The sequence below is a fragment of the Herbidospora solisilvae genome (genome assembly GCF_009901565.1).
GTDB classification, from domain to species: domain Bacteria; phylum Actinomycetota; class Actinomycetes; order Streptosporangiales; family Streptosporangiaceae; genus Herbidospora; species Herbidospora solisilvae.
The window spans coordinates 583655-605175 of sequence record NZ_WXEW01000005.1; the positions used below are offsets into that span (position 1 = coordinate 583655).

At 71.1% G+C, this 21521-nt stretch carries 23 protein-coding genes; 15 read left to right on the forward strand and 8 right to left on the reverse strand.

Features of this window, described 5'->3' with window-relative positions:
* Entirely contained in the window at window positions 1–840 is an 840-nt protein-coding gene (locus GT755_RS19490; protein ID WP_161481084.1) for an MBL fold metallo-hydrolase, read from the forward strand.
* Between the two features lie 49 nt (window positions 841–889).
* On the opposite strand, the gene GT755_RS19495 is transcribed toward GT755_RS19490, so the two are convergent.
* Window positions 890–1336 (reverse strand): phospholipase, encoded by a 447-nt coding sequence (locus GT755_RS19495; RefSeq protein ID WP_328794417.1) that lies wholly within the window; start codon window positions 1334–1336, stop codon window positions 890–892.
* 257 nt (window positions 1337–1593) lie between these two features.
* Window positions 1594–1980 carry a VOC family protein gene (locus GT755_RS19500; RefSeq protein ID WP_161481086.1) on the reverse strand — a complete coding sequence of 129 codons (387 nt, stop codon included), beginning with the start codon at window positions 1978–1980 and terminating at the stop codon, window positions 1594–1596.
* Window positions 1981–2130: 150 nt separating this feature from the next.
* On the opposite strand from GT755_RS19500, the gene GT755_RS19505 reads away from it, so the two are divergent.
* Window positions 2131–3162 (forward strand): NAD-dependent epimerase/dehydratase family protein, encoded by a 1032-nt coding sequence (locus tag GT755_RS19505; protein WP_161481087.1) that lies wholly within the window; start codon window positions 2131–2133, stop codon window positions 3160–3162.
* On the opposite strand, the gene GT755_RS19510 is transcribed toward GT755_RS19505, so the two are convergent.
* A complete protein-coding gene (locus tag GT755_RS19510) occupies window positions 3140–4249 on the reverse strand; it encodes a sensor histidine kinase (RefSeq protein WP_161481088.1) in 1110 nt (369 codons plus the stop codon). The two genes, GT755_RS19505 and GT755_RS19510, sit on opposite strands and share 23 nt — an antisense overlap.
* A complete protein-coding gene (locus GT755_RS19515; RefSeq protein WP_235966860.1) occupies window positions 4246–4944 on the reverse strand; it encodes a response regulator transcription factor in 699 nt (232 codons plus the stop codon). Before GT755_RS19515 ends, GT755_RS19510 begins: the two co-directional genes overlap by 4 nt.
* Window positions 4945–5046: 102 nt before the next feature.
* Here GT755_RS19515 and GT755_RS19520 point away from each other — a divergent pair, with 102 nt between their 5' ends.
* From GT755_RS19520 to GT755_RS40640, 3 genes are read left to right on the forward strand one after another with little or no spacing between them, the layout of a single operon-like run.
* The gene (locus GT755_RS19520; RefSeq protein WP_328794418.1) at window positions 5047–5703 is read left to right on the forward strand and encodes a glycosyltransferase family 2 protein; all 657 of its coding nucleotides are present in this window, start codon (window positions 5047–5049) and stop codon (window positions 5701–5703) included.
* Window positions 5700–6314: a TIGR04282 family arsenosugar biosynthesis glycosyltransferase gene (locus GT755_RS19525; protein ID WP_161481091.1), complete on the forward strand. Its 615-nt coding sequence runs from the start codon at window positions 5700–5702 to the stop codon at window positions 6312–6314. The genes GT755_RS19520 and GT755_RS19525 overlap by 4 nt, the downstream gene beginning before the upstream one ends.
* Window positions 6311–7006, forward strand: a complete 696-nt coding sequence (locus GT755_RS40640; protein ID WP_285585186.1) for a class I SAM-dependent methyltransferase — start codon at window positions 6311–6313, stop codon at window positions 7004–7006. The genes GT755_RS19525 and GT755_RS40640 overlap by 4 nt, the downstream gene beginning before the upstream one ends.
* On the opposite strand, the gene GT755_RS19535 is transcribed toward GT755_RS40640, so the two are convergent.
* The gene (locus tag GT755_RS19535) at window positions 6933–7304 is read right to left on the reverse strand and encodes a hypothetical protein (protein ID WP_161481092.1); all 372 of its coding nucleotides are present in this window, start codon (window positions 7302–7304) and stop codon (window positions 6933–6935) included. The two genes, GT755_RS40640 and GT755_RS19535, sit on opposite strands and share 74 nt — an antisense overlap.
* Window positions 7301–8410 carry a molybdopterin-dependent oxidoreductase gene (locus GT755_RS19540; RefSeq protein ID WP_202610210.1) on the reverse strand — a complete coding sequence of 370 codons (1110 nt, stop codon included), beginning with the start codon at window positions 8408–8410 and terminating at the stop codon, window positions 7301–7303. The genes GT755_RS19535 and GT755_RS19540 overlap by 4 nt, the downstream gene beginning before the upstream one ends.
* Window positions 8411–8524: 114 nt before the next feature.
* Here GT755_RS19540 and GT755_RS19545 point away from each other — a divergent pair, with 114 nt between their 5' ends.
* The 7 genes from GT755_RS19545 to GT755_RS19575 all read left to right on the forward strand — a co-directional run bounded on the left by GT755_RS19545 (window position 8525) and on the right by GT755_RS19575 (window position 16795).
* Window positions 8525–9868, forward strand: a complete 1344-nt coding sequence (locus GT755_RS19545) for a glycosyltransferase 87 family protein (protein ID WP_161481094.1) — start codon at window positions 8525–8527, stop codon at window positions 9866–9868.
* A 274-nt stretch (window positions 9869–10142) separates the two neighbouring features.
* Window positions 10143–11267: an acetamidase/formamidase family protein gene (locus tag GT755_RS19550; protein WP_161481095.1), complete on the forward strand. Its 1125-nt coding sequence runs from the start codon at window positions 10143–10145 to the stop codon at window positions 11265–11267.
* A 179-nt stretch (window positions 11268–11446) separates the two neighbouring features.
* A complete protein-coding gene (locus tag GT755_RS19555; protein WP_156045979.1) occupies window positions 11447–11599 on the forward strand; it encodes a hypothetical protein in 153 nt (50 codons plus the stop codon).
* A 416-nt stretch (window positions 11600–12015) separates the two neighbouring features.
* Window positions 12016–13023 (forward strand): glycosyltransferase family 4 protein, encoded by a 1008-nt coding sequence (locus GT755_RS19560; RefSeq protein ID WP_161481096.1) that lies wholly within the window; start codon window positions 12016–12018, stop codon window positions 13021–13023.
* A 189-nt stretch (window positions 13024–13212) separates the two neighbouring features.
* Entirely contained in the window at window positions 13213–14325 is a 1113-nt protein-coding gene (locus GT755_RS19565) for a glycosyltransferase (RefSeq protein WP_161481097.1), read from the forward strand.
* Entirely contained in the window at window positions 14322–15326 is a 1005-nt protein-coding gene (locus GT755_RS19570; protein WP_161481098.1) for a glycosyltransferase, read from the forward strand. Before GT755_RS19565 ends, GT755_RS19570 begins: the two co-directional genes overlap by 4 nt.
* Window positions 15323–16795: a glycoside hydrolase family 130 protein gene (locus tag GT755_RS19575; protein WP_161481099.1), complete on the forward strand. Its 1473-nt coding sequence runs from the start codon at window positions 15323–15325 to the stop codon at window positions 16793–16795. Before GT755_RS19570 ends, GT755_RS19575 begins: the two co-directional genes overlap by 4 nt.
* A 6-nt stretch (window positions 16796–16801) precedes the next feature.
* On the opposite strand, the gene GT755_RS19580 is transcribed toward GT755_RS19575, so the two are convergent.
* Window positions 16802–17854 carry a fatty acid desaturase family protein gene (locus GT755_RS19580; RefSeq protein WP_030455040.1) on the reverse strand — a complete coding sequence of 351 codons (1053 nt, stop codon included), beginning with the start codon at window positions 17852–17854 and terminating at the stop codon, window positions 16802–16804.
* An 11-nt stretch (window positions 17855–17865) separates the two neighbouring features.
* Complete coding sequence (locus tag GT755_RS19585; protein ID WP_202610211.1) at window positions 17866–18969, reverse strand: ferredoxin reductase; 1104 nt, start codon at window positions 18967–18969, stop codon at window positions 17866–17868.
* Window positions 18970–19208: 239 nt separating this feature from the next.
* Between GT755_RS19585 and GT755_RS41220 the strand changes: the two genes are divergently transcribed.
* The 3 genes from GT755_RS41220 to GT755_RS19600 are packed head-to-tail and all read left to right on the forward strand — an operon-like array spanning window position 19209 to window position 21469.
* The gene (locus tag GT755_RS41220; RefSeq protein ID WP_328794419.1) at window positions 19209–19520 is read left to right on the forward strand and encodes a UBP-type zinc finger domain-containing protein; all 312 of its coding nucleotides are present in this window, start codon (window positions 19209–19211) and stop codon (window positions 19518–19520) included.
* A gap of 15 nt (window positions 19521–19535) precedes the next feature.
* The gene (locus tag GT755_RS19595) at window positions 19536–20504 is read left to right on the forward strand and encodes an acyl-CoA desaturase (RefSeq protein WP_161481100.1); all 969 of its coding nucleotides are present in this window, start codon (window positions 19536–19538) and stop codon (window positions 20502–20504) included.
* A gap of 38 nt (window positions 20505–20542) precedes the next feature.
* Window positions 20543–21469 (forward strand): LysR family transcriptional regulator, encoded by a 927-nt coding sequence (locus GT755_RS19600; RefSeq protein WP_161481101.1) that lies wholly within the window; start codon window positions 20543–20545, stop codon window positions 21467–21469.
* Window positions 21470–21521: the final 52 nt, after the last annotated feature.

The following is a 21521-nucleotide window of genomic DNA, read 5'->3' on the forward strand; positions in this document are numbered from 1 at the left end:
ATGGACGGCGCATCGGGGGTCCGGTTCATCGGGAACGCCACCACGCTGATCAGCCACGACGGCTTCACCATCCTGACCGACCCCAACTTCCTGCACCGAGGCGAACGCGCCCACCTGGGCTACGGCCTGACCACCCGGCGGCTGCGCGACCCCGCGATCGACATCGCGGAGTTGCCGCCGCTGGACGCGGTCGTCCTCTCACACATGCACGGCGACCACTGGGACCACGTGGCGAGCGACGGCCTGGACAAGGACCTGCCGATCCTCACCACGGGACACGCCGCCCGCCGCCTGCACCGCGAGGGCTTCGGCAACGCGCGCGGCCTGCGCGCCTGGCGCGACCACGAGCTGCGCAAGGGCGACCACTCGCTCACGGTCACCGCCCTGCCCGCCCGGCACGCGCCCGGCCCGGCGCAGTACCTGCTGCCGCCGGTCATGGGCAGCATGCTGGAGTTCTCCGGCCCCGACGACCGGGTCGACCTGCGCATCCACATCAGCGGGGACACCCTGCTCGACCCGAGGCTCGGCCAGATCGCCACCCGCTTCCCGGACATCGACCTGGCCATCGTCCACCTGGGCGGCACGAGGATCCTCGGCATGATGCTGGTCACCATGGACGCCGAACAGGGCACCGAGTGGGTCAGGCTGATCGACCCGCGCGAGGTGCTGCCGATCCACTACGACGACTACGACGTCTTCACCTCGTCGCTAGAGGACTTCCACGACCGCATGGACGAGGCGGGCCTGGCCGACCGCATCCGCTACGTCGACCGCGGCGAGACCTACCCGATCGGCCACCGAACGGGGGCCGACGGCAACATCGGACGAACCCATTACTAGAGCCGCCATTCTGGAATTATCTGTTAATTTTCAGAGGCGTATTTCCGATTCACGCGTCGGCGGGCTGCAGTGCCTGCTCGCTCGCCTGGCGCACTCGTTCGATCTGCGCCTCGGTGACGTTGAGGGCGCCGAATTGCTTGACCGCCTGGTAGTAGGTCCAGGCGACGCCGTTGCAGGTGTTGCGGGGCACGGTGGAGTAGCCCGCGCAGACCTGCTTCATGTCGAAGTAGAACGCGTCGTCGACACGCGCCTTGTTCGCCGGGAACTGGCCCACGGCCTTGTAGTTGCGGTAGCCGAAGTCGTGGCGGCGGCACGGCATCCGGAAGTCGAAGCCGAGCGGCTGGTCGGGGCTGGTGGAGCACAGGTCGGTCGACCAGTCGAAACCGTAGTCGGCCCAGGCGCCCTGGTTCTGCCAGGCGGCCCGCCAGCTGCCGGCGCTCGCGGAGGTGGGCTGGCTGAAGGTGGAGAGTGCGGAAAGCTTTTGCTGCAATGTCACCGCCTGTGCGGGAAATGTTAATCCGATTAATGTGGCGAGGGAGGGGGCGACGATCGCGACGGCTCGCTTGACCATGAGCTCTGCCTTTGTCCGTGAGGAGACATGCCGAAGTCCAACGATGCGGCGAAATCGTCCCCGGTGCCGGAACAGATCTGCATCAAGATCGGCCTGAACATTCACAGAACATCGCCATTTACAATCTGACATGTCTGTTGTCAGCCGATCGACGGGCGGGGCGAGACCGTCAGGAGCCGCGGCTACGCCGCGCCACCCGGGGGAGTGAAGAGGCCGAAGAGGTTGCCCGCCGGGTCGCGGACGTAGGCGTTGGCCGGGCCCGACTCCGACGCCTCATGCCGGGCGACCACCGTGCCGCCCAGTCGTTCGACCGTCGCGCACGTCTGGGCGACGTCCCGCACCGCGACCGTGAACACCGCGTGCCCCGGCATGGCGCCGTCCGTCGCCATGATGCCTCCCGTGGGGGCGGTCGCGCCCGCGGCGGTGATCAGCCTGTAGTCCATTCCCGCCGCGGCGCCCTTTTCGTCCTTGACCGCGCGCCAGCCGAACACCTCACCGTAGAAGGTCTGGGCGGCGTCCGGGTCGGCGGTCGCGATCTCGAACCAAGCCACGGTTCCCCACATCGTCATGGTCGTCTCCTCTTGTCGTTGACCTGCGTGCGCCCACCTTCGCAGGCCATGGCGACACCCTTATGTCGGGGTTTTTCCGGTCATGACGAAAGTCTTACGCCGGGCCCCGCGAAGCCCGCCGGGCTCGCCGGATTCCGTAGCGTCGCGGGCATGCGCGTACTCGTCACCGGAGGAGCCGGGTTCATCGGCTCGCACGTCGTCACCGCCCTGACCGCCGCCGGCCATGAACCGGTCGTGTTCGACGCCCTGGTCCCAGCCGTCCACCCCGACGCGGAGTTCGTCCGGGGAGACGTGCGGGACGCGGCGGCGGTGGCAGAGGTGCTGCGCGGGGTGGACGTGGTCTGTCACCAGGCGGCCATGGTCGGGCTCGGCACGGACTTCGGCGACGCGCCCGACTACGTGTCGTGCAACGACCTGGGCACCGCCGTGCTCCTGGCCGCGATGGCGCGCGCGGGGGTGACCCGGCTGGTTCAGGCGGGATCCATGGTCGTTTACGGAGAGGGCCGTTACACCTGTGCGGTCCACGGCGTGGTGCGGCCCGGTCCCCGGGCGGTCGCCGACCTGGCGGCGGGGCGGTTCGAGCCCCGCTGCCCGCGTTGCGGCGCCGGGCTGCTTCCCGGCCTGGTCTCCGAGGATGCGCCGGTCGATCCGCGCAACGTCTACGCCACCACCAAACTCGCCCAGGAACACCTGGCCGCCTCGTGGGCGCGGGCGACCGGCGGCCGGGCGGTGTCGCTGCGCTATCACAACGTCTACGGGCCGGGCATGCCCAGGGACACCCCCTACGCCGGGGTGGCCTCGTTCTTCCGGTCGGCGCTGGAGCGCGGCGAGGCGCCCACGGTCTTCGAGGACGGCGGGCAGCGCCGCGACTTCGTCCACGTGGGAGACGTCGCGCGGGCCAACGTGGCGGCGCTCACCACCATCGAGGGAGCGGGCCACACCGCCTACAACGTCGGCAGCGGCGACCCGCACACGGTCGGTGAGATGGCCGCCGCCCTGGCCGAGGCGTTCGGCGGGCCGATGCCGGTCGTCACGGGCGACTACCGGCTGGGCGACGTGCGGCACGTCACCGCCGACTCCTCCCGGGCGCGCGCGGCGCTGGGCTGGAAGCCGGAGGTGGCGTTCGCCGACGGGGTCGCGGAGTTCGCCCGCGCTCCCCTCAGGTCACCAGCGGCAGGGTGACCTCGAACCGGCAACCACCCGGCACGTTGCGCACGTCCGCCCGTCCCGCGTGGGCCTCGACGATGCCGCGCACGATCGCCAGCCCGAGCCCGGCCCCGGCGGGCGGGGTGCGGGCGGCGGTGCCGCGCCAGCCGGTGTCGAAGACCCGGGGCAGGTCGTCGGCCGGGATGCCGCCGCACGCGTCGGTGACCGCCAGGACCGCGCTGTCGCCGCGCCGGGTGGCGCTCACCGCGACCGTGCCGTCGGCCGGGGTGTGCCTGATGGCGTTGACCAGCAGGTTGGCCAGCACACGGGTCATCTCCTTGCCGTCGACCTCCACCGGCACGTGGTCGATCTCCTCGCCCACCAGCCGCACCCCGCGCTCGTCGGCCAGCGGCCCGGCCCCCAGCAGCGCGTCGGCGGCCAGGTCGCGCAGCGACATCCGGCTCGGCACGGGGGTGAACGCCCCCGCGTGGATGCGCGACAACTCGAACAGGTCGCCGACCATCGCGGTCAGCCGCTCGACCTCGGCCCGGATCTGCCGGTGGTAACGGCCCGGATCGGCGGCGACGCCGTCTTCCAGGGCCTCGGCCATCGCGCGCAGGCCGGTGAGCGGGGTGCGCAGGTCGTGGGAGATCCAGGCGACCAGCTCACGCCGCGACGCCTCAAGCGCCCTCTCCCGCTGCCGGGAGGCGGCCAGCTTCTCGCTGGTGGCGGCCAGTTCCCGGGCGAGGTCATCCAGTTCGGCGGTGGCCGGGGCGGCAGGCGCGGCGAAGTCGCCGCCGTCGCCGAAGTCGCGGGCGGCCCGCGCCAGGTCGCGGCTGCGGGCGACCACCCACCGGCCCAGCACCAGCGCGGTCGCCAGCGACACCACGGCGGCCATCGCGACCACCAGCGTCATCACCCAGAGGTCGTGGGGCGACAGGAACATCGCCCAGGCGACCGACAGCGTCCCGGCGAGCATGGCGGTGACCGCGACGACCGCCACCACGATCAGCGAGACGGCCACCGAACGCCGCCGCAGGAACATCAGCACGCCCGCCCCCGCGAGCCCGGCCAGCGCCGCCCCGCCGAGCGCGAACAACGCGATGAGCAGCACGTCCTTCATTCCGGCCGCCCCTGATCGAACCCGGGGTCGAAGCGGTAGCCGACCCCCCACACCGTGTGGATCAGACGGGGCTGGGCCGGATCGTCCTCGATCTTGCCGCGCAACCGTCTGACGTGGACGGTCACCGTCGACAGGTCGCCGAAGTCCCACCCCCACACCTCCCGCATCAGCTCCTCGCGGGTGTGCGCCCGATAGGGATGCGACAGGAAGTGGGCCAGCAGGTCGAACTCACGCAACGTCAGCGCCAGCTCGACCCCGTCCTTGGCGGCGCGGTGCGTCTCCGGGTCGAGCGTGATCCCGGCCGCGCCCAGCGGCCCGCGCACGGCCGGGACGGCCGCCCGGCTGCGCCGCAGCACCGACTCGACGCGCAGCACCAGCTCACGGGGGCTGAACGGTTTGGTGACGTAGTCGTCGGCGCCCACCTCCAGCCCGGCGATCCGGTCGTCCTCCTCGCCCCGGGCGGTCAGCATGATCACCGGGACGGGGCTCGCGGCGCGCAGCCGCCGGCAGACCTCCAGCCCGTCGAGGCCGGGCAGCATCAGGTCGAGCACCACCAGGTCGGGCCCGCCCCCGAGGGCGCGGTCGAGCCCGGTGGGGCCGTCGGCGGCCCGGTCGACGGTGTGGCCGGCGCGCAGCAGGTAGTCGGAGACGACACCGGCGACGGTCGGGTCGTCCTCCACGACCAGGATCCTCATGAGCCCAGCCTGACATCTGAGAGCAGGCATAACGGACGGCGTCCGCGTTTCGTAAGGACTCCACGGCCGAAATCCGGCCCGGTTCTTCCTACGGTGGCGGGTGTGATCCAACCAACAGTGGACGTCGTGCTGCCCTGTCTGGACGAGGCCGAGGCCCTGCCGTGGGTGCTGGAACGCATCCCGCCCGGGTGGCGCGCCCTCGTCGTGGACAACGGGTCGACCGACGGATCGGCCGAGATCGCCCGCTCCCTGGGCGCGACCGTGGTGCCTGAGTCCCGGCGCGGGTTCGGGGCGGCCTGTCACGCGGGGCTCGTGGCGGCGACGGCGGACGTCGTCTGTTTCTGCGACTGTGACGCCTCGCTCGATCCAGGGCTGCTGACGGGGTTCGTACAGAAGCTGGAAGCAGGCGACGACCTGGTGCTGGGACGCCGCCGCCCGAAGTCGCGCGGGGTGTGGCCCGCGCACGCGCGGGCCGGGAACCGGGTGTTGTCGCATCTCGTCAGACGCCGGACCGGCGTGCGGCTCAGGGACCTCGGCCCGCTGCGGGCGGCCCGGCGCGAGGCGCTGCTCAAGCTGGACCTCACCGACCGGCGCAGCGGCTACCCGCTGGAGATGGTGGTGCGCGCCGCCGACGAGGGCTGGCGCATCCGCGAGGTCGACGTGCCCTACCTGCCCCGCAGCGGGAAGTCCAAGGTCACCGGCACCTGGCGGGGAACGTTCCAGGCGGTCATGGACATGCGGAAGGTGCTGGCCCGATGACGACCCTGCTCGTGATCGCCAAGGAGCCGGTGCCGGGCCGGGTGAAGACCCGGCTGACCCCGCCGTTCACCCCGTCCGAGGCGGCGGCGCTGGCCGAGGCGTCCCTGGCCGACACCCTCTCCGCGCTGATGGACACACCGGCCGACCGCCGGGTGCTCGTGCTCGACGGCTCTCCCGGCCCCTGGACGCCACCGGGCCTGGAGATCCGGCCGCAGTGCGGCGGAGGCCTGGACGAACGCCTGGCCGCCGCGTTCGCCGCCTGCGCCGGGCCGGCCCTGCTGATCGGCATGGACACCCCGCAGGTCACCCCCGGTCTGCTCGAACCCGCCCTGGATTTCAGCCGGTACGACGCCTGGTTCGGCCCGGCCGACGACGGCGGCTTCTGGGCCCTCGGCCTCCGGGACCCCGACCCGGCGCTGCTGCTCGGCGTGCCGATGTCGGTGCCGCAGACCGGCTCCGCGCAACGCGCCCGGTTACGGCACCTGAAGGTCGGCGAACTCCCGGCCCTGCGCGACGTCGACACCGCCGCCGACGCCCGGGAAGTGGCCGCCCAGGCGCCCTGGACCCGGTTCGCCCGAGCACACCTGGCACTCTCGGCGGCCCTGCGGTGACCTGGCACGACGACCCTTATGCCCTCGCCCTGCGGGCCGGACGCGGCCCGCTGTTCCTGCGCCGCGCGGACGGCAGGCGGTTCCCCCTCGACGTCGAGCGCTGGTGCGCGGTCGCGGACGCCGCTGACTGGTCGGTGCTGGCGCGGTGCCGAGGTGCGGTCCTGGACGTCGGCTGCGGGCCCGGCCGCCTGGTCGCCGCCCTGGCCGAACAGGGCCACCGCACGCTCGGCGTCGACATCAGCCCGGCGGCCGTCGCCGGAACACGCAGCCGGGGCGGCATGGCCCTGTGCCGGTCGGTGTTCGACCCGCTTCCGGGGGCGGGCCGCTGGACCACGGCCCTGCTCGTCGACGGCAACATCGGCATCGGCGGCGACCCGGTCGCCCTGCTGCGCCGCATGGCCGAACTGACCGCCCCGAACGGCCGGTTGATCGCCGAGGCCGACCCCGTCGAGGTGGACGACCACCACGAGGTCCGCCTCGACGACGGCCGTGGCGGTCTCGGCGCCCCGTTCCGCTGGGCCAGGGTCGGCCCGGCGGCCCTCGTGAGACACGCCGCCACGGCGGGCTGGTCGCCCGTCGACGACTGGTCGGTCGCCGGACGACGGTTCGTCGAACTGGTCAGCGCCGACGCCGGACCAGCACCAGCACGACCGCGACCACGGCGACTGCAACCAGGCAGATCAGCAGGTTGAGCCCGTAGGGCTGGGCGAGCAGGGTCGGGTTCGGCGGCGGGCCGGGGCGCAGCAGCACGGGCACCGTGATCAGGACGAGCGCCCCCATGGTGATCAGTGCCCCGCGCACCACCGCCCGGTCGGGCAACCGCGCCACCAGCAACCCGGCCAGCAGGACCAAGGGGCCGATGACGACGTCGTGCAGGGCGATCGCGCCGGCGAACCCGACGACGACGCCCCACAGTCCCGGCAGCGGCAGCAGGAGGAACAGTCCGACCGTGATCAGCGCGACCCCGGCCGCGCCCAGCGTGATCCTCACAGCACCTCCAGCCGGGAGACCCACTTGGTCTGCAATACACCCGGCCGGTTGGGAGCGATGATCCGAGCCGGATAACCGTGGTCGAGCGAGAGCACCTCGTCGTTGAGGCGCAGCGCGAGGAGGGTCTGGGGGTCGTCGGCGTACGGGGCGGGCATCGCCGTGGTCCGGTAGTAGCCCCACACCTCCATCGACGTCACCCGCACCGCCGTGCCCGGCGGTATGCCCGCCCGTGCCAGCAGGTCGCGGATCGGCACGCCGGTCCACCAGGCGTCGACGCTCCATCCTTCGACGCAGGCGATCGGCAGGCGCACCCGCCGCTGCGGCAGGGCGGTCAGCTCCGCCAGGCTGATCCGGTACGGGGCCGGCCCGCCCACCTCCAGCGCCCAGTCCGCGGCCGAGGCGTGGGTGACCTGGGCGGCGGCGGCCGTCCGGTTGACGGGCACACCCTGGGTCGCGTTGTCGGGGTTGCGGGGCGCGAGCAGGTCGAAGGCGCGCAACGGGGTGAACGCCTGCCCGACGGTCGTCAGGGTGACGGCGCCCACGGCCGCGCCGACCCCGGCGAGCAGGGCCCGGCGGTCGGCCGCGTCCACGTCGGACGTCTTCCTCCTCCAGTGGGCTCTGATCAGCGGCGCCTTCACGGCCAGGTGGAGCAGCAGCGACCCGGCCACGATCCAGGCGACGGCGTAGTGGGCCTGGGTGAACGAGAACGGCCACGGATACCACTGCAAGATGTTGATCAGCCCGGTGAACAGCTCGAACACCGTCGCGGCGACGAGCAGGGCGATCGTCAGCCGCTCGACCAGGTGGGTGAGCGACCGGAACGGCGGCCAGGCGAACAGCCGGGGGTAGACCGTCCACAGTTTCGCCATGACCAGGACGATCGCCGCCAGCCCCGAGGCGACGTGCAATCCCTGCGTCAGCCGGTAGCCCCACACGGGCCGGGTCGGCAGCAGACCGGCCGCCCAGCCGGGCGGGTGCTGGAGGACGTGGCTGATCAGCCCGGTCAGGAAGCACACGACGATCGCCGCCCCGAGCCAGCGGCCGATCGCCACGGCGGTGCGGGGGTCGTGCAACCGCCCTCTGAACTGCGGAAGCGCGGATCTCATGGCTCCCATGCAACCGCGCCGCGGCCCCGATCAGAGGGGCCGGACACCTTACGAAACCCGGACGTCCGGCCGCACGGGGATCTCTTCTGGCGGCGCGCGGGCCAGGGTGGCGGAGTGAGGCTCACCGTCGTCCTGCTCGCCGCCCTGGTCGCCGCCGTGGCCTGTGCGGTCACCCGTGCCGGGCAACTCGCCGACCCGGCCGGCCTGACCGCCTGGTACGCCGTGTGCTGGGTGCTGTTCGCGGCGGCGGCGTGGTCGCTGCGCCGCGTGCCCGCCCGCCGGGCCGCCGCGCTGGTGATCGCGGGCGGCCTCGCCGTAGGGGCGACCGGTCTCCTGGACGGCCCCCGGACCAGCACCGACTCCTACCGCTACGCCTGGGACGGCCGCGTCCAGGCCGCCGGCGTCTCCCCCTACGACCATCCTCCGGCCGACCGCGCCCTGACCGACCTGCGCGACGAATGGTTGTTCCCGGATCGCTCCGTCTGCTCCCAGACCTACCTGTCGTGGCTCCCGGAGGGCGGCTGCACCCGCATCAACCGCCCCACCGTGCCGACCATCTATCCACCGGTGGCCGAGGCCTACTTCCTGGCCGTGCACACGCTGTCGCCCTCTGGCTCCCGCAACAAACCGCTGCAGCTCGGCGGCCTGCTGCTGGCCCTGGCGACGACGTCGCTGCTGGTCCGCGTCGCCGGGGCCCGAGCCGCGTCCCTGTGGGCGTGGTGCCCGGCGGTGCCGGTCGAGGCGGTCAACAACGCCCACGCCGACGTGCTCGCCGTCCTGCTGGCCGTCGCCGGGATCGTGGTCGTGGCCCGCCGCCGCGTCGCCGGGGGAGCGCTGCTGGGCGCGGCCGTCGCCGCGAAGTTCCTGCCCGCGCTGCTGCTGCCCGGCGTTCTTTCCCGGGTACGCCGACCGCGCGACGCCCTGGCGGTCCTCGTGCCGGCTGGGGCGGTGGTGGCAGCCGCCTACCTGCCCTACCTGCTGGCCTCGAAGGCGTCGGTGTTCGGCTACCTCGCCGGATACACGGCCGAAGAGGGCTACCAGGACGCCTCCGACGGCCGCTACTCCCTCGTCAGATGGTTGCTCCCCGACGCCTGGGCGTTGCCGGTCGTCGTCGTGGTGATGGGCTGCGTGGCGGCGTACACGATGATCAAAGGCGACCCCGAACGGCCCTGGACCGGCGCGCTGACCGTCACGGGCACCGCCTTCCTGCTGCTCACCCCCGGCTACTCCTGGTACGCCCTGCTGGTCGTCGCCCTGGTCGCGCTCGACGGGCGGTGGGAATGGCTCGGCGTCGCCGCGGCCGGGGCGGTCGCCTACGTGACCGACATGGGCACGGCCGCCTACGCGGCCGCCGCCCTGCTCGTCGCCGGGGTGACCTGGTGTCGCGCAGTCGCCCGCGGGGTAGATCAACGCCGCGCTGCGACAGCCGACGCCGGGGGACGGGAAAGCCAGGGATGACTGGTGATCTCCCTCATCACCCGTGCGGAACCTGCGGACGACTGACCGGATTTTGCACGACCGATAACCGGTCGAAACACCCGCCGGTCACTGTGGAGCCACATCCGAGCCCCCCGAGAGCTCGTGCCACGGATGGGAGTTCACCATTTCCACCAACCACTGGAGCTCGGCGAGCCGCCGCAGCCTGCTGGCCGCCGGCCTGGCCGCGACCTTCGCGGCCACCCTCCCCGCCCCCGCCAAGGCGTCGCCCGGTGACAAGGGCCACCCGAAACCCGTGAAGTGGGACCACCACCTCAGATCCACCCCGGACAAACTGCACTGGGGCGGCTACCCGATCGGCTGGACCCCCGGCCTCACGATGAGGTCAGGCCAGACCGTCCGCGTCGACACCCTCTCCCACCAGGGCTTCACCAACCCCGCCATCCACCCGCACGACTACTTCGGCGCCTTCGGGGTGAACCCGAAGGAGATCCTCCCCGACGGCATCGCCTTCTGGCAGACCCTCCCCGAACGCGAGGCCACCGGCAGACGGTACGGCGGCCACGTCCTGACCGGCCCCATCTACGTCGAAGGCGCGGAGCCGGGCGACACCATCGCGATCGACATCCTGGACGTCGACACCCGGGTCCCCTACGGCTTCAACAACACCGCCCCGACCGGCGGCGTCATGGCGACGTTCTACCCGGGTTGGCGCGAGGGCGACCAGGGCCTCGACATCCCCGCCGTCATCCCGCCCGACCTCCCGGCCGGCGTCTGGCCCGACGTCCGCACCCACCTTTACCGGACCGGCATGCACCGCGGCGAAGAGGTCGTCTTCTTCGCCGACGACATCATCATCCCGACCCACAAGTTCATGGGCATCATCGCGGTCGCCTCGCCCACCGGCGAGTTCATCGGCAACACCGAGAACGAGCCGCCACCCGCCACCGGCGTGCAGAACTCGACGCCTCCGGGCAAGTTCGGCGGCAACATGGACGTCCGCGACCTCAACGTCGGCACGACCCTCTACCTGCCGGTCTTCCAGCCGGGAGCGCAGATCTTCATCGGCGACCCGCACAGCTGCCAGGGCGACGGCGAGGTCAGCGGCACGGCGGTCGAACACTCGCTGTCCGGGACGTTCCGCATCACCGTGATCAAGAACACGACGACCGAACTGCCGTGGGCCGAGACCGACGACCACTGGATCATGATGGGCATCCACTGGGACCTCGACCGGGCGATGCGGATCGCGGTCGAGAAGACCGTGGACTTCCTGGTCACGACCCAAGGGCTGACCGTACCGAAGGCCTACTCGTTCGCCTCGATCGCGGTGAACTACCACAACGCCGAGGTCGTCGACCGGACGCAGGTGGTGACCGGCTACATCCCGAAGAACGTCTTCAAGGGCCGCCGGCGCTGAACCGGGGCGATCGGGTGCGGTCCTGACGGGGTGGCGGAGCGGATTCGCTTCGCCATGCCCCCAGACCCCGGTGAGCCCAGATTGATCGCCGGGAAGACGATCAACTTGCCGACCTGTGGGCAGCACCGAAGTTCTCGCCGACCCGGAAGCGGTCGCGTCCCTATTCGGAGGTGCCTGACATGGCCGTGTTCGAGCTGATCTGCTACCTGATCGCGTTCGTTCTCTTCGTCCTCGCCGCGCTCAACGTCGGCGCCCGCTTCAACCTGATGGCGGCCGGACTCGCGGCAGCCGTCCTGCCGACCCTGGTCGAGGCGTTCAACGCTCTGAACTGAGGAGCCGTTTCGAGAAAGCTCTCCAAGAGAGGGATCGCTTCTTGCGGCCGCCCACGAGCCGGCGTAATCCGCTCGCCGGCTCAATGGACGGTGTATTCGATTCTGTACGGATAGACGGCGCTCGGCCGGTGTGCGACGCGGAAAGCGGAATCACCGATGAGCGACCGTGAATCACCGGCCAGGCGACAGGGTCCGCACGGTGGTTCACGGAATCGCCGTCTTCGTTTCCCGACGGCACGGACTGTCGACTCCGCGTGATACGTGCTACCGTCAATTTCAGCCGCAGTTGTGATTTCCGAAAACTTCAGGTGCCTCACCGGGTTTCATGCCGGTGACGGCACTTTTGTATTTCTGGAGCTTTTCCAGATGGGGTGATCACCGTAGGTGGAGAACATCGTCCCGGCGTGAGGCGCTCCGTGAAGGTGGCCCTGCTCGGGCCGATCGCCTGGCGTACGCCTCCGCTTCATTACGGTCCGTGGGAGCAGGTGACGAGCCTGCTCGCCGAAGGGCTCGTCGCCCGGGGGGTCGAGGTGACCCTGTTCGCCACCCTCGACTCGGTCACGTCGGGGTCGCTCGACGGAGTGTGTCCGCACGGGTATGCCGACGATCCACGGCTCGACGGACGCGTGTGGGAGGCGATGCACGTCGCCCACGCGCTGGGGCGTTCGGCCGAGTTCGATCTCGTCCACAATCATCTCGACTGGTTGCCCCTGGCCTTCGCCGGTCAGTGCCGTGCCCCGCTGCTCACCACCGTCCACGGCTTCTCCGGAAAGGGCATCCTGCCCGCCTATGCGCGGGCACGATCGGCCTACGTGTCCATCTCGGACGCCGACCGTGCGCCGGAACTGGATTACGTCGCCACCGTCCACCACGGCATCGATCTCGACGCCCTCCCCTTCTCCGCCGAGGGCGGTTCCCGGCTCATCAGTTTCGGCCGCGTTCATCCCGACAAGGGAACGCACACCGCGATCGAGATCGCCCGGCGGGCGGGCATGCCGCTGACCATCTGCGGAATCGTCCAGGACGAGCGGTATTTCGAGGAGCGGATCGCTCCGATGGTCGACGGGGAACAGGTGCGGTTCCTCGGATCGGTCGGCCCAGAGCGGCGTGGCGAGATCCTCGGCGGCGGCGCCGCCCTCCTGCATCCCATCGACTTCGACGAACCGTTCGGCCTGTCGGTGGTCGAGGCGATGGCCTGCGGAACGCCCGTCATCGCCTACCGCCGCGGCTCCATGGCCGAGGTCGTGGACCAGGGTGTGACGGGCTTTCTGGTGGATTCACTCGACGAGGCCGTCGCCGCGGTGGCGCGCGTCGGGACGATCGATCGTGTGGGCTGCCGGGCGCGGGCGGAACACAGATTCAGCGTGCACAAAATGGTCACTAATTATCTGCGGGTATATGATGAATTGTTAGGACGTCGATAACGTCTCGCAATGTCGTTTCTGCCGCAGATCCCGCCATCGCCGAGGATCGCGGCAGCCGGGCACCCGCACGAGGGCGGGCCCCCGGTGACAGGCTCGCGAATTCATCGCCCAGGCGACGTACAGCCCTCTTCATCGAGCGAGCCCGCACGACATGCATCCTGGTGTGGGCGCTACTGGAAGGCATGACAGTTGGCCTGCACATATGGCTTTCTCAGTACCCATCCGCCCACCCGCTGCGGGCTGGCGACCTTCAACTCCGCGCTGGCCGCCCATCTCGGCGGCGGCGGAATCGTCCGGGTCACCGCGGACGGCGACGACGCACGGCCCCGGCCCGGAGTCGTGCACACCTGGGCCGCGGAAGCGCCCGACGGATGGAGCGCGGCGGCTTCCGCCCTGGAGAACTTCGACGTGGCGGTCGTCCAGCACGAATACGGCATCTATCCGGGGCCGGACGGCCAGGATGTCCTGCCGTTGCTGCGGTCGCTGGCCGTGCCCAGCGTCGTGGTGCTGCACACCGTCCTGACCAGGCCCACGTACCGGCAGAGGGTGCTGCTCGAGGAGATCGTGGCCGCCGCCGGCGCCGTCGTGACCATGACCGACACCGCGCGTGGCCGGTTGCTGGCGGGCTATCACGTCGACCCCGACAAGGTTCACCTCATTCCCCATGGAACCGCCGACCACAGGCGGGTGCCCGCCCGGCGACTGTCCCGGCCCCATCTGCTGACCTGGGGGTTGCTGGGTCCCGGCAAGGGCATCGAGTGGGCGGTGCGCGCGCTGGCGCTCCTCGACGAGGTGTCGCCGATCTACACCATCGCCGGCCGGACCCACCCCAAGGTGCTGGAGGCCGAGGGCGAGTCCTACCGCGACGGTCTGCGTGAGATCGCCGACGTCCTCGGCGTGTCCGCGTCCGTCCGGCACGACCCCGTCTACCTGGACCAGGATTCGCTGAGCCGGCTCGTGCGTTCGGCGGACGTCGTCGTGCTGCCCTACGACTCGGCGGAACAGGTCACCTCGGGTGTGCTCATCGAGGCCGTCGCCGCGGGCGTGCCCGTGGTCGCCACCTCGTTCCCGCACGCCGTGGAGCTGCTCACGGGTGGTCCGGGGCTGCTGGTGCCCCACCGTGACCCCGCCGCGCTCGCCGCCGCCGTACGCCGTGTCCTCAGGGAGCCCGGGCTGGCCGCCGAGCTCGTCGGGCGGACACCCGCCCTTGCTCCGACCCTGATGTGGCCCGCGGTCGCCGCCCGGTACGCCGGCCTGGCCGGGTCACTGCTCGCCGGGCGATCGGCCGCGATGTCGCCATGACCACCTTCACATCGGATTACCGGCACCTGATCCGGCTGAGCGACGACACCGGTCTGTTCGAGCACGCGCGGCACGCCGTCGTCCGCCGCCATCACGGCTACTGCACCGACGACGTCGCCCGCGGCCTGGTCGTCGTCAGCCGGGAACCCCGCCCATCCCGTCGGCTGATCCGCTTGTCGGAGTGTTACCTGACCTTTCTCACCCACGCCCAAGACGACTCCGGCGCGTTCCGCAACCGCCTGGGGTTCGATCGGCGCTGGCGCGACCATCCGGGGCTCGGCGACTGGTGGGGCCGGGCCATGTGGGGCCTGGGCACCGCCGCCGCCCGCGACGCCTCCCCATGGATCCGGGAGGAAGCCCTGTCCGCCTTCGCAGCGGGAGCCGGGCGGCGCTCCTCGCACCTTCGTGCCATGGCCTTCGCGGGGCTGGGCGCGGCGGAGGTCCTGCGAGCCGCCCCGGACAGCGCCGTGGCCGCGGCCCTGCTGACGGACGCCGCCGAGGCCGTCGGCATGTCCGCGGAGGATCCCTCCTGGCCCTGGCCTCAGCCCCACCTGACGTACGCCAACGCCGCGCTCGCCGAAGTGCTCATCGCGGCCGGGGACCTGAGCGGCGACCGGCACCTGCTCGACAGAGGTCTGCGGCTGCTCACCTGGCTCTGCGGCGTCCAGACGAGGGACGGCCGGTTCTCGGTCGTGCCCACCGCCGGCTGGCGCCGGGACGGACCGCGAGACCGCTACGACCAGCAGCCGATCGAGGTGGCCGCACTGGCCGACGCCTGCGCCGCCGCCGCGCTCGCCACCGGCGACCCTTCGTGGCTGGACGAGGTGCGGCGGGCCGCAGGCTGGTTCTACGGCGCCAACGACGCGAATGCCCTGATGTGGGACCCGGTCACCGGGGGCGGCTACGACGGCCTGACCGGCCACGGCCCCAACCTCAACCAGGGCGCGGAGTCCACCATCGCCCTGATCTCCACGATGCAGCACGCCCGGACGCTGCCGTGACCGCCGGAGACCTGGCCACCCGGCTCGCTCCGGCCATCGCCCCCGACCCGGGCAGAGTGATCGTCAAGCTCTTCGTGCCGGGCGAGGACGCCGCGATCACCCGGACGCGGGCCGCCGCGCTCATCTCGCGGATCATGCTCCTCGACGAGGACACGGCCGTGGACCTGCTCCGTGCCACGCTGCTCCGGTTCGGCGGCCGGCACCATGATCTGGAGGCGATCTTCGCCCATCACCACGACCTGGTCCGCCATCGGGTCCCCCGGCACGCCGAGTTGTCCCTGCCCGCCCGCCTCCTGGTGGGCGCTTATTTCAGCCACGAATACGCCGTGGAGGGCGCCGCGCTGTGCAACCCCTCGATGGTGCCGCACCCCGACCAGACCGGCCTGGACCCCGGCCGGCTCCGGGTGGCGATCAGCCTGCGGCAGATCGGCGAGGGGCACCTGTCGTCCATCGGCTTCGCCACGGCCGTGCTCGGCCCCGGGTCCGATCTGCTCCTCACCGACCGGGGCGGACCTCTGTCGGTCGGGCGCAGGCACTCGACGCGGCATCGGCGTGACCTGCTCGCGGGCGGGCTCTCCGACGACGCGAGGGACAACGAGGTCTCGGCCGCCATGCTGGACTCCATGCCGGAACGCTTCACCGACGACGACTTCGAGCGGGCGATCGCCCGGCTGCCCGCCGAACTGCTCACCCGCACCACCACGCGGCGGACGCTGGAGGAACTGCGCCGGGCGACGAGCTCCGACTACGCGGTGACCTTCCCCGAAGACCTCCCCCTCCACCGGCGGGTGCTCTGGCCGGCGACCGCGGCCGAGAGCAACGGCATGGAGGACGCGCGGTTCGTGCGGGTGTGCGACGAGGAGGGCCGGCCGTCGTACCGGGCCACCTACACCGCCTACGACGGGCGGCACATCCACTCTCACCTGATCGCCAGCGATGACCTGCGCCATTTCGAGATCACCCCGATGCGCGGTCCGGCCTCGGCCAACAAGGGCATGGCGCTGTTCCCCCGGCCGGTGGGGGGAAGAGAACTGGCCCTGTGCCGCTCCGACGGCGAGACCGTCGGTCTCAGCACGCTCGGCCCCGACCACACCTGGCGAGCGCCGGTCCCGCTCCACCGTCCCCGCCGCGGCTGGGAACTGGTCCAGGTGGGCAACTGCGGATCACCCATCGAGACGGAGTTCGGCTGGCTCGTCCTGACCCATGGCGTCGGACCCATGCGCGACTACGCCCTCGGCGCCCTGCTGCTCGACTCCCGGGAGCCGCACCGCGTGATCGGCGAACTGCCCGGCGCGCTGCTCACCGCCGACGCGACCGAACGCGAAGGCTACGTCCCCAACGTCGTCTACTCCTGTGGAGGTCTTCTGCACGCCGGTGCCGTGTGGCTGCCCTACGGAGCGAGCGACACCCGCGTCGGGTTCGCCCGAGTGCCGCTGGACGAACTGATCGAGGCCATGCGCCCCCGCTAGAGGTCGTCACGGCAGTGCCAGGCGCAGGACGCGCTTCCACACCGAGCCCACCTGGCGGGCCAGGGAATCGGAGGTGTAGGCGAGGCCGTACCGGTCGCACAGGGCCCGGACCCGGGGGGCGATCTCGGCGTAGCGGTTGCTGGGCAGGTCGGGGAACAGGTGGTGTTCGATCTGGTGGCCCAGGTTGCCGCTCATGATGTGGAACAGCCGGCCGCCGTCGATGTTGCAGGAGCCGAGAAGCTGGCGGACATACCATTCGCCGCGGGTCTCGCCGTCGAGGCGGTCCTCGGTGAAGAACTCGGCTCCGGCCGGGAAGTGGCCGCAGAAGATGATGGTGTGCGCCCACACGTTGCGGGCCAGGTTCGCGGTCAGGTTGGCCAGCAGGGCGGGCAGGAAGGCCGGGCCGGCCAGCAGCGGGAAGGCGACGTAGTCCTTGACGACCTGGCGTCGTACCTTGCGGGCGACCACGCCCAGCTGGGCCAGGACGTCCGCCGGAGTCTTCTCCCCGGACGGGACGCGTTCGAGTTCGAGGTCGTAGATCGCGATGCCGTATTCGAAGAAGAGCGCGAGCAGCACGTTGTAGAAGGGCTGGGCCAGGTAGATCGGACGCCAGTCCTGTTCGGGGGTGATCCGCATCGCGGAGTAGCCGATGTCCCGATCCTTGCCGAGCACGTTGGTCCAGGTGTGGTGGACGAAGTTGTGCGAGTGCTTCCACAGGTCGGCCGGGCAGACGATGTCCCATTCCCAGGTGGTGGAGTGGATCTTCGGGTCGCGCATCCAGTCCCACTGCCCGTGCAGGACGTTGTGGCCGATCTCCATGTTCTCCAGGATCTTCGCGGTGGCCAGCGCCGCCGTCCCGGCGAGCCAGGCGGGTGGCAGCCAGGAGGCCAGCAGCATCACCCGGCCGCCCACTTCCAGCCTGCGCTGGACGGCGATGACGTCGCGGATGTAGCGGGCGTCCCGGTCGCCGAGGTCGGCCAGTACCTCCTCCCGGATCTTGTCCAGCTCGCGGCCGAACTCCTCGACGTCGTCCAGGGTGAGATGCGCTGTGGCGGTCATGTGCGTTCCTCTCAGAGCTCCAGTTCGAGTGGGCCAGCGGCGGCTGACACGCAGGTCTGGATCAGGTCGCCGGCGTCGCCGTGGACCAGGCCGGAGCGCAGGTCGCGGACCCGGCCGGAGCGCAGGGGGGCCACGCAGGTGTGGCAGATGCCCATACGGCAGCCACTGGGCATGAGGACTCCCGCGTTCTCGCCGACCGTCAGCAGCGGCGTCGCGCCGTCGGCGTCGGTCTCCCGGCCGGTCGTAGTGAAACGCACGCGACCTCCCGCGGCGCCGGCGGCCGACGCCGCCGGAAGGAGGGATTCGGTGAAACGTTCGATGCGCAGCCGCCGCGCCGGGCCGGGCCACTGGGCCGCGAGTTCGTCGAGCATTCCAGGCGGGCCGCAGGCCCAGACGGCACGCTGCGTCCAATCGGGGCAGAGCCCGGCAAGGTCCGCCGGCCTGAGCCGGCCCGCGCTCCGCGTGTGCCGTTCATGCAGCCGCAGGTACGGTGACCGCGCGGCCAGCCGCCGGAGCCGGTCACCGAAGATGACCTCCTGCGGTGTGGGCGCCGAGTGGATCAGAACCACGTCGGGCGGCCGGTGTCCGGCGTCGGCCGCGATCTCCTCGGACAGCAGGCTGCCCAGCATGGCCATCACCGGGGTGATGCCGCTGCCGGCGGTCAGGAACAGCAGGCGCGGCGGTGTGGGCTCGGGGACCACGAACACGCCGTCCGGTCCGGCCAGCCTGACGATCGTTCCTGGAGTGATGCTCCTCGCGAGGTGACGGGAGACGAACCCGCCCGGGGTCGCCTTGACCGTGATGGTGATGCGGCCGTCCGGCCGGTGCGGGGGCGAGGACAGCGAGTAGGTCCGCCAGTGGCGCCGCCCTTCGATGTCGACACCGATGCGGACCCATTGACCTGGGAGATGTGCCCGCCAGCCGCGCCCGGGGCGGATCACCAGGGTGGTCGCGTCGGCCGTCTCCGGATGAACCCCTTCGACCCGGCCCCGCAGCTCGCCGGCCGGCCAGAGCGGATCCAGCAGGCTCAGGTAGTCCTCGGGCGACAACGGCGTCGACAACCACCGGCCGGCCTCGGCCAGCGGCCGCAGAACCCACGGCAACATGACGGTCATGACGCGGTGGTCGCCTTTCTCGGCACGGCGGGTCCTGGATGATCACCTGGGTTATCCCCGCCGGTCCATCAAGGGGTCGTCACCGCTGGCCCCGTAACACGTACATTCGCCCGAACCCGGTCATCGCCGTGGGTGATGGGCTCAGCTCGGATCGCCTGTTTCCATCGGGTGGCCGAGCGCCTTGACTGGGAGTGATCAGTCGGCGCAGCTCGCGTCGCTGTCACCGTGAGGGGGTCGTCGTGACCCTGAACACACCTGGGACGCACGCGACCGATCGCGCCGGCCTGAACGGTCAGGTTCCGCGCTGCGATCACGTCGACCAGCTACCGGCCGCGGGGCCCGGGCCACTCATATGCGAGGAATGCCTGGCCCTGGGCCGGCAGTGGGCACGCTTGCTGGTGTGCCTGACCTGCGGGTGGGTGGCCTGCTCAGACGATTCGCAGGGCGGTCACGCACGCGCCCACTACCAGGAGACCGACCATCCGGTGGTCGCCGCCCTGGAACCAGGTTCGACATGGCGGTGGTGCTACGTGCACCGCCGGACGGTATAGACGGAAAGTTGACTCATGAGCATCGACAACCTGGCGGCGGAACACCGCCAGGACTACGACGGCACATCGCCCTTCCCCGGTGCGGAAGAGCACATTCCCGCTGGGCGGACCCAGATGAGCCTGACGGCGGCGATCGTGATCGTGCCGTTCGTCGCCCTCGCTGTCGCGATCTTCCTGGCGTGGGGGCGGGGGATCACGCTCACCGATCTGGCGCTCGCCGCAGGTCTCTACGTGTTCACCGGGCTCGGGGTGACGGTCGGCTTCCACCGGCTGCTCACCCACGGCTCCTTCACCGCCCGGCCCTGGTTGCGCGTGGCGCTGGCGGTCGCCGGATCCATGGCCTTCCAGGGGAACGTGATCGACTGGGTGGCGGTGCACCGGCGCCATCACGCCTTCACCGACCGGCCGGGCGATCCGCACTCTCCCTACCGGTACGGCACTGATCTCCGTGGGCAGCTCCGCGGGCTCGCCCACGCCCACCTGGGCTGGCTGTTCGCCAAGGACACGACCCCGGCCGAGCGCTACGCTCCGGACATGGTGGCCGATCCGGCCATGAACCGGGTCGCCCGTGCCTTTCCCGCGTTGTGCGCGCTGTCCCTGGTGCTGCCTTTCGCGGCGGGATGGGCGATCACCGGCTCTCTGTACGGCGGCCTCACGGCCTTCCTCTGGGCCGGGCTGATCCGCGTCGCGCTGTTGCAGCACGTCACCTGGAGCGTCAACTCCCTGTGCCATGTGATCGGCGACAGGCCGTTCAAAACCCGCCGCCACGACCGCTCGACCAATCTGTGGCCGCTGGCGCTGCTGTCGTTCGGCGAAAGCTGGCACAACGGTCACCACAGTGAGCCCACCTGCGCCCGGCACGGCATAGACCGCCTCCAGATCGACCCGTCCGCCGGAGTGATCCGCTTGTTCGAGCGGTTCGGCTGGGTGGGGAACGTGCACTGGCCCGAACGCGAACGCCTTCAGCGCCGCCGCGCCGGTTGAACCGAATGAGTCCCGCCTGGGCGGGAAGTGGTGCCGGTATGGAGCTACGCCAGCTGCGCTATTTCGTGACGCTGGCCGAAGAGCTGCATTTCGGCCGGGCGGCCGCCCGCGAGCACATCGTCCAGTCCGCGCTGAGCCAGCAGATCCAGAGGCTGGAGCGCGAGCTGGGCGTACGGCTGCTCGATCGCACCACGCACCACGTCGGCCTGACCCCGGCGGGCGAGGCCTTCCTCGTCGAGGCGCGGCAGATTCTCGACCACGTGGGCCGGGCCGGACAGGCCGCGCGCGGGGCCGTCGCCCCGTCACCCACGCTGCGCGTCGGCATCATCGACGCCGGCTATGACTCCATGCCGCAGATCCTGCGCGAACTCCAGCTCGGTCATCCCGGCATCACGATCCACCAGGTCGAAGCGGGCACTCCCGAGCAATACCGGCAACTGGCCGACGGCCGGCTGGACATCGGCATCGGACCCGCCTCCCAACCCCCGCCCAGGGTGAGGTCGGAGCTCATCAGGCTCGATCCGCTCGGTGTGCTGGTACCCGACGATCATCGCTTCGCCGGGCTCGACGCCGTATCCGTCGCCGCTCTCTCCGGCGAACTCCTGCTGATCGGTGAAGAGACGCAGACCCCGGAGCTCAACCAGTTCGTCGTCGCGCTGTGCCGTTCGGCCGGGTTCGCGCCCACCATCTACGAGGGCACCGTCGAGAGCTCTCGCGCCGCCGCCGACCTTGTCCTCCAGCGCCGCTGCCTCTACTGCGTGCCCTCCTCCTTCCGCACCTCCAACAGACCGGGCACCAGTTGGCGGCCCCTGACCCAACCCGCCACCCACTACTCGTGGTCACTGCTGTGGCACGAGGCGAACTTCTCTCCACACATCGCCACCGTCGTCAGCACCGCCCGGCGGCTGGCCGATCGGCTCGGCTGGATGGAACCCGTCGTCCCGGCGGTCGCGGAACCACGGTGATTATCGCTGAATTCTATAACGGGCGCCGAATTTGGTGACGGTATTTTTCTCG